7 protein-coding genes and 1 pseudogene are annotated in these 6,825 nt (G+C 68.5%); 4 read left to right on the top strand and 4 right to left on the bottom strand.

Annotated features, from left to right (window positions below):
- Positions 1-84 (top strand): annotated as a pseudogene (locus ACZ5XS_RS36100) (MerR family transcriptional regulator); the annotation flags it as partial.
- A gap of 138 nt (positions 85-222) precedes the next feature.
- On the opposite strand, the gene ACZ5XS_RS36095 reads toward ACZ5XS_RS36100, so the two are convergent.
- Positions 223-969 (bottom strand): GAF and ANTAR domain-containing protein, encoded by a 747-nt coding sequence (locus ACZ5XS_RS36095; RefSeq protein ID WP_468658592.1) that lies wholly within the window; start codon positions 967-969, stop codon positions 223-225.
- Positions 966-1,430, bottom strand: a complete 465-nt coding sequence (locus tag ACZ5XS_RS36090) for an ATP-binding protein (RefSeq protein ID WP_468658590.1) — start codon at positions 1,428-1,430, stop codon at positions 966-968. The genes ACZ5XS_RS36095 and ACZ5XS_RS36090 overlap by 4 nt, the downstream gene beginning before the upstream one ends.
- A gap of 843 nt (positions 1,431-2,273) precedes the next feature.
- Between ACZ5XS_RS36090 and ACZ5XS_RS36085 the strand changes: the two genes are divergently transcribed.
- Both ACZ5XS_RS36085 and ACZ5XS_RS36080 read left to right on the top strand, forming a co-directional pair.
- Positions 2,274-2,444 carry a hypothetical protein gene (locus ACZ5XS_RS36085; protein WP_217241233.1) on the top strand — a complete coding sequence of 57 codons (171 nt, stop codon included), beginning with the start codon at positions 2,274-2,276 and terminating at the stop codon, positions 2,442-2,444.
- Between the two features lie 117 nt (positions 2,445-2,561).
- Positions 2,562-2,855 (top strand): hypothetical protein, encoded by a 294-nt coding sequence (locus ACZ5XS_RS36080; protein WP_468658588.1) that lies wholly within the window; start codon positions 2,562-2,564, stop codon positions 2,853-2,855.
- A 446-nt stretch (positions 2,856-3,301) separates the two neighbouring features.
- Here the strand turns inward: ACZ5XS_RS36080 and ACZ5XS_RS36075 are convergent, their stop codons facing one another.
- Together ACZ5XS_RS36075 and ACZ5XS_RS36070 are read right to left on the bottom strand one after the other, a co-directional pair.
- Entirely contained in the window at positions 3,302-4,594 is a 1,293-nt protein-coding gene (locus ACZ5XS_RS36075) for an MFS transporter (RefSeq protein ID WP_468658586.1), read from the bottom strand.
- A 447-nt stretch (positions 4,595-5,041) separates the two neighbouring features.
- Entirely contained in the window at positions 5,042-5,992 is a 951-nt protein-coding gene (locus tag ACZ5XS_RS36070) for an NAD-dependent protein deacetylase (protein ID WP_468658584.1), read from the bottom strand.
- 246 nt (positions 5,993-6,238) lie between these two features.
- Here ACZ5XS_RS36070 and ACZ5XS_RS36065 point away from each other — a divergent pair, with 246 nt between their 5' ends.
- Positions 6,239-6,706, top strand: coding sequence for an NAD(P)H-dependent oxidoreductase (locus tag ACZ5XS_RS36065; RefSeq protein ID WP_468658582.1), 468 nt, complete (start codon positions 6,239-6,241; stop codon positions 6,704-6,706).
- The last annotated feature ends 119 nt before the right edge of the window (positions 6,707-6,825 follow it).

Raw genomic sequence — 6,825 nt, 5'->3', positions numbered from 1 at the left:
GAAGACCAACTCGAAGAAGCCAAGCGCATCAACGCCGAACACCGCCACGCCGCCCAGTCGGCCAACCCGACGGCCGCAGCCTGACCCGCCTGAGACCCGCACCTGCCCAGAAGCCGTAGGGCTGCCATTTCCGCACCGGCGGCGGGGTGCCTGAAGATGACGACGAAGGTGCCCGGAACGCTTTGCGTCCCGGGCAGCCTGCGTACGAGCAGGCATCGAAGGTCAACGCGGCCGGTGCGGGATCGTTTCGTTGTTGAGGATCGTGCGGGCGACCTCGCGGAGTTTGATGTTCAGGTCTTGCGAGGTCTTCTTCAGCAGGTCGAACGCCTGGTCGTCACCGAGGTTGAAACGCTCCCTCAGGATGCCGAGGGCCGTTCCGATCTCGTGACGCGTCTGCAGGGCCGTGGTCAGCTGCTCCTCGGTGCGCGCGTAGGCGAAGGCGACCGCGGCGTGGGAGGCCAGTAGCCATCCGAGGTGTTCGCCGGCCTCGGTGAAGGCATGCGGACGGAACGAGTAGAGGTTCAGGGCACCCAAGGTGTTGTGGCGGGTGAACAGGCGGAATCCCAGGGCGCTTTTTATGCCGAGGGCGCGGGCCTGGGGTGCGTAGCGGGGCCAGCGGTCTGCGCTGGTGGTGAGGTCAGGGAGGCGCTGGACCGGCTCGTCGTCGGTGACGGCGTTGAAGCAGGGGCCTTCGCCCAGCTCGCCCTGGATCCGGTCGGAGTTCCGGACCACCTCCGCAGTGGCAGCCAGGGACTGCACCGCGCCGTGGCGCACGGTCAGGATGCCGGCGGCGTCGCAGCCGTCGACGAGGTCCACCGCGTAGGCGGCGATCCGGTCCATAGTGGCCTGTAACGAATCCTGTTCGAGCAGGTCGCGTGCCATGGCGGCCAGCTGGTCGGCCGTCGTTTCCCAGGATGCTGGTGCGGAGGGGCGCGGTCTGCGGTCGGAGGGCCGTGGTCGGACGCTCATGCAAGCTCGATATCTGCCTGGACGCGTTTGCCTGCCGGATGGGCGTCCACGGTGAGGCGCCGGCTGACGGCTTGGACGATCCGCAGGCCCTGTCCGCCGATCCGCTGTGGGTCGGGGGGCTGGGGAGCGGGCGGGTGGGGCGAGGTGTCCCAGACCGTTACCCGGGCCAGGCGGCAGGCGGCGGACCGTTCCAGTTCCAGATGCAGGCCGCAGGGACCCGGCGCGTGCTGGCGGGCGTTGGTCACCAGTTCGCTGACCACCAGTTGGACCGTCTCGGCGGCGCAGTCCGTCGGCGGGGCCAAGCCCGCGGATCGGGCTTCGTCAAGGAATGCGAGAGCTGCCTGACGGGCTGCTGCGCTGGTCGCCGCACCGTCTTGCCAGATCAGGCGCCGAGGCAGCGGATCGCGGTGGTCCGAGCGGTGGTGCCCATGCGATGCCTGCTGCATAAGCGGGCTGGTCATGCGTGGTACCCCTCTTTGGTAGATCAGAGCGCCACGTCCGTACCCCATGTGCGCGCCCGTGACGCCGCGTCTACCCGCTCCGGCAGCCGGTAGGCCCGGCCACTTGCATGAAGCCTCCCAACGGCACGCGCTGAACAGCGGCAATGAGCAGGTATTGCGCGTAGCCGGGTCGACGGCCACGCACTTTCCTGTTCTGTACGGACGACGAGGGCTCCGGCGGGCTGAACCTGTACGCACGCCGCCTCGGAGCCGTCAGCAAGGGCATCGCGACTGCGGGCTGGCTGCCGGCCTCGCCCGCCGCCGTCGCGTGGCACGGGCCGCCGCGACCTGGGCCTCGGCCCAGCAGGTCCGCACGGAACACATCGACCCGTTCTGACGGGACAGTCCGCAGCCTGGAAGGGAAGGGAAGCGCGGGGCGGGCAGGCGACGGGGGGAATGCGCCTTCCCGCCCCGGGAGCAATGACCCGCGCGGGGGGAACGGGTCTTGCGAGCCGTAGGTACGGCTTATCCGTTACAGCGCATCGGACGCTGGATATGTCACGCAGGCGCGTTCGGGCGGGTGAGGAGGCCGCTCGCCAGGTTTTGCCGAGGCTCGTCAACGGCCCCGTCCCGTCCGACCACGCCACTGGCTCTTCTTCCAGGAAGGGGCTCCGGCAATTGGGCGTCAGCAGGCCGCCCGCGTGAGCGAGCGCGTGCGCCCGAGTCCCGGCCCCACCGGACAGGCACGGGGCAGGCACAGGGCAGGCGAGACAACAGGCAGCAGCGCGTCATCTCTGACAATCCACGGCTTGCCAGGGGGATACGGGGGCATACGGGCCTCACCTATTCGAGAGGAACCGCTCCATGCTTGGTATAGCCGCAGCAGTACTGTTCTTCATCGCGTTCCTGATCAACGCTGCCGAGATCACGACGAACGATGTCTTCGCTTCCACGAACGTCATGCTGCTGGGCCTGATGCTTCTGGCCCTGCACGTCGCGGGCATCGGGAGTGGTTGGTCGAGCCGCAGACGTTGACAGAGCGGAACCTTCAGGTGGGGTGAGGCCCGTGATGGCGCCTCACCCCACCTCGTGGCCTCCGACAGGGCGTGAACTCAGCTGGTGAAACGCGAGTGCCGGGGTACACGGGGCGGCATGGCACCGAAGAATGACCACTCCACGTCCTTGCGGGCCGCGCGGCAACTGCACAGGATGCGCACCTTCTATACGGCAGCCGTCCTGATGTGGGCGGCATCAACTGCCTGGCTGGGGCGGGAGGATCCCGGCAGTCGACAGATGTGGGTGTCTGGCCTCTTCCTGCTGGTCTTTACCGGCCTGTTGTCCGTGACGTCCCTGTGGCTGCGGCGCCTTCAGGGTGCCGACGCGGACAAGCCGGCGCACCACGCCGCTCCTCGAAGGATGACCGCTCGCCGTCAGGTGAATGCCTGAGGTCTGGCACTTGACGGGCCGCGCCACTCACTGCCAGAGGTGACCAGGGGAAGGGAGACCTGTATGCCACAGCGTTCGAGTTCTCTGCCCCCGCCGTCGTGGGTGAGGCCGGGTGCCCGGTGGGGGCCATGGCTCTACTGGCCGATGCTCTGCATAAGTACCGGCCTTTTGGTGTGGCGAGTGACCGACGGTGCCAGTACGGCGAGCATCGCGGTGGCGGCCTGTCAAATTCTCTTGTGGTCGTGTCTCTTGGCCGTCAACTGGTCCGCGCGGCGCAGACGCCGCAGTTCATAAAGTCCGACCTGCAGCCGTTCGAAGGCGAGTCGGCCTTCCTTCTACACGACTGGCTCACCGCTCCTGCGAGCTGCCACGTCTGTCTCATGACAGGGGCCCGATCAAGCACCGCAGGCCTCGGCACCACGAGTTGGTATCGGGGCGACCGGCCGTCAGGGCGTCTCCGGCTCGGCCGGAAGAGTCCGTCCAAGGCGTGCGAGCGGGGACAAAGCCATCACCAGGGGGGACAGCATCATGCCTGAGGCCGCCGCCATGAGACTGGTCCGCGGCCCCCACTCCTCAGCGAGGAACCCGCCGAGCAGGGAGCCCAGTGGGGACAACCCCATGCCGACGAACGTGATCGTCGCGGCCGCGCGGCCTTGCATCGCGTCTGGGGTGACACTTTGCCGGACCGTCATGATCGCCACATTCACCAACTGGCCGCCGGCCCCGAACACGAAGTTGATCGCCATGAGCACGGGAACGGTCACCGCAGACGAACCGTGCAGCGCGGGCACGCACAAGAACACGCCGTCGCCGAGTGCCGCCGCGGCAACGAGTACCGGGCCGTACCCGAACCGGTTCGGCAGGCGGGCGGCCAGCATGGATCCCAGGAGCGCGCCTGGTCCCGTTGCCGTGAGTGCCAGCCCGACGGCGGTGCCGGACAGGTGCAGTTGCCGCGGCAGGAAGAGCAGATAGACGGTCATTACGGCCGCGAACGAGAACTGGAAGGCGGCCGAGGCCAGGCACACAGTCCGCAGGCAGGTATCGCGGACGACGAAACGTAGGCCCTCAAGGATCCGCCGCCAGACTCGAGGGGGACGTTCCAGGCACTCCGGTGTTGCCTCGATCCGACGGATCCGTCGGATCGACAGGAACGACAGCGCGAAGAACAGCGCGCTGGAGGCGGCAGCGATCGGCGCCGACAGCAGGGACACCAACGCACCGCCGAGGGCGGGACCGCCGATCTGCGCCGCGGACCGGCTGCCCTCGAGCGCGCTGTTGCCCCGTACCAGCTGATCGCGTTGCACCAGACGTACGAGAGACGTCTGGTATGCCACGTCGAAGAACACGGACAGGACCCCGACGGCGAAGGCGGTCATGAATAGCGCGGGCAGGCCCAAGCAGCCGAAGAGGCCGGCCGCGGCGGCGGCGCCCAGGGCAAGAGTCCGGCCGGCGTCAGTCAGCACCATCACCGTGCGGGTGCGCCACCTGTCCACCCATGCGCCGACGAAGAGCGAGAGCAACAGGATCGGCATCTGACCCACGGCGCGCAGGACGCCGAGCTGGGTGGCACTGGCGTTGAGCGTCAGCACGGCGAAAAGCGGAAGCACAACCAGGGCTGTGTGTTCCCCGAGTTGGGAGGCGGTCTGCCCCGCCCAGAGTCTGCGAAAGTCACCGTCCCGCCACAGGCTTGACGGAACCGGGCGACCGGAATCGGACACAGCGGAGGAAAGGGACGGCACGGGGATCCTTCGGGTTGCCGACAACGAGGCCCGCTGCCGGGCACACGACAGGTGCGCCGACGGTTCAGGCAGGAGAAGGCTCGCTGTGCCGCAACAGAAAGGGCAGCACGCGATGACAGGCCGATCGGCCTACAACGTCAACGCGCGCTCGGGTGACCGACCATGTGTGCAACTCCTCGTGGGTCCACTCGCTGCACCCGGACACTAGCGCTCGATGGCTCCATGTGAAAGGCAGTCAGGTTCGGGACAGGCGGTCAGATCCCGTTCCGGCGCGGTGCGGAACTCGCACAGCCCTGGACGAACAATCACTCACACACGGCAGTCGGGTTCGCGGCTGTCGGCCTCGTCGAGGAACTGCGGCGCGGCTCTCGCCCTCTCGTTTCGGCAGGCGCTCGAGGCCGCGGCTGTCTACGAGTACAGCGTTCGCGTGGGAGCAGGGGTGGGGATTCAGGGCTGATGCGATGCACTCCGGTGACGCCTGTCATCGTCACTCTCTCGCCCGGGGGTCGCCTCGTCGTCGACGGGGATGCCCAGTCGGCCGGCGAGGGTGGAGAGGGCTGTTCCCAGCGGGAGCTCGACTCGGGTGACGGCGTGCCGGTCGCCCCGGGTCGGGTCCCGGTTGATGATCAGCACCGGCTTCCCGGCCTGGGCTGCCTGGCGGACGAACCGCAGCCCGGACATCACCGTCAGTGAGGAGCCCAGGACAAGCAGTGAGGCCGCCTCATCGACCAGTCTGCGGCAGTGCTCGACCCGTGTCGGCGGTACGGTTTCGCCGAAGAACACCACGTCCGGCTTGAGGATGCCTCCGCAGACCGTGCAGGGCAGCACGCGAAAGTCTCCGACCTGTTCGTCGGTCAGGTCGGCGTCGCCGTCCGGGTTGATTCCGGTGGCCACCGGTTCGAAGCCCGCATTGGCCTCTTCCAGCCGCCGGGCGAGTTCGCGGCGCGGGCTGAAGGCGCCGCAGGACAGACAGACGACCTGAGCCAGGCTTCCGTGGAGTTCCACGACCCTCTCGGCGCCGGCGGCCTGGTGCAGGCCGTCGACGTTCTGGGTGATCACACCCGAGAGCAGGCCGTGCCGTGCGAACGCGGCCACGGCCCGGTGTCCGGCGTTGGGACGGGCACGGCCGAAGGTGCGCCAGCCGAGGTGGCTGCGCGCCCAGTACCGACGGCGGGCCTGGGTGCCGGCGGTGAAGTCCTGGTAGGTCATCGGAGTGTGCCGGCTCAGGCTCCCGCCCTGGCCTCGGTAGTCGGGGATGCCCGACTCCGTGGAGATGCCCGCCCCGCTGAGCACCAGCACACCACCAGTGCTCAGCACACCGGCGACCGGCTCCAGATTTGTGGTGCCCGGCGGCAGGTCCGCGGTAGGGGTCCAGCTCACAGTGGGGCGCATGCGCATGCTGACAGGGTACGGAACTGGCTGCCGCCACCCGTTTCCGCTGTCGTTGGAGCCGTCGGCTGGGAGTTGCCGTGGACGATCCGCGTCGGGGGAGCCGCGTCACAGCGATTCTCCCCGCGCGGCGAGAGAGCACGACACTCCGCAGCACCTCGGACCGGGTCTCCCTGTGCGCTGGGATGTCCGGTTGCGCCGCAACCGCGTGCTTCCGGAACGCCGTCATGGGTCGGTCAGTCGGGTGCTTCGGACGTGTCGGCTGGCTGGGACGTGTCGGTCGGCTCGGAGTCGTCGGCCGACACCGCCGCGGAGCAGGCACTGCTGGCCGAGCACGATGTGATCGTCTTCCAGCACCCGGTGTTCTGGTACGACACCACCCCACTGTTCAAGCAGTGGCAGGACAAGGTCTTCACCCTGGGCTGGGCCTTCACCATGAACGGCTGCGCCTCGCAGCCGGCCGGCGAGAAGGCCGTCGTCGCCGTCACCGCCGGCGTCCCCGCCGACCACTACACCCCCGAAGGCTCGAACCAGGCCACCATCGAGACCCTCCTCGGCACCTGGCACGCGACCCTGCGGCTGTGCCAGTTCGACATCCAGCAGCCGATGGTCAAGGTCCACGGCACCGCCTTCGACCTCTCCGGCGAGGACCTGGCCGCGTCACCGCCAGGTTCGCAACGCCGACCGGCTTGCCGGGACAGGCCTCCGGGTCACTGTCAGTAGTGCCTCCCGGTGATTCGCGGCGCCGACGTCGTCAGCCGGCCCAGGGCGTACGTAACCTCCGTCTGCCGTGTTCGGCCGGTGCTAGCGTGCCTGCGCATACCGGTGATCGGAGGCTCATT

Source organism: Streptomyces sp. NPDC033131, assembly GCF_055578365.1.
This window is presented reverse-complemented; position numbering and strand designations above follow the sequence as displayed.

What these genes read in the sequence shown, in the direction of transcription:
- ACZ5XS_RS36085 (WP_217241233.1), top strand. Translation starts at nt 2,274, where the DNA reads ATGCTTGGTATAGCCGCAGCAGTACTGTTCTTCATCGCGTTCCTGATC.
- ACZ5XS_RS36070 (WP_468658584.1), bottom strand. Translation starts at nt 5,992, where the DNA reads ATGCGCATGCGCCCCACTGTGAGCTGGACCCCTACCGCGGACCTGCCG.
- ACZ5XS_RS36095 (WP_468658592.1), bottom strand. Translation starts at nt 969, where the DNA reads ATGAGCGTCCGACCACGGCCCTCCGACCGCAGACCGCGCCCCTCCGCA.
- ACZ5XS_RS36080 (WP_468658588.1), top strand. Translation starts at nt 2,562, where the DNA reads ATGGCACCGAAGAATGACCACTCCACGTCCTTGCGGGCCGCGCGGCAA.
- ACZ5XS_RS36090 (WP_468658590.1), bottom strand. Translation starts at nt 1,430, where the DNA reads ATGACCAGCCCGCTTATGCAGCAGGCATCGCATGGGCACCACCGCTCG.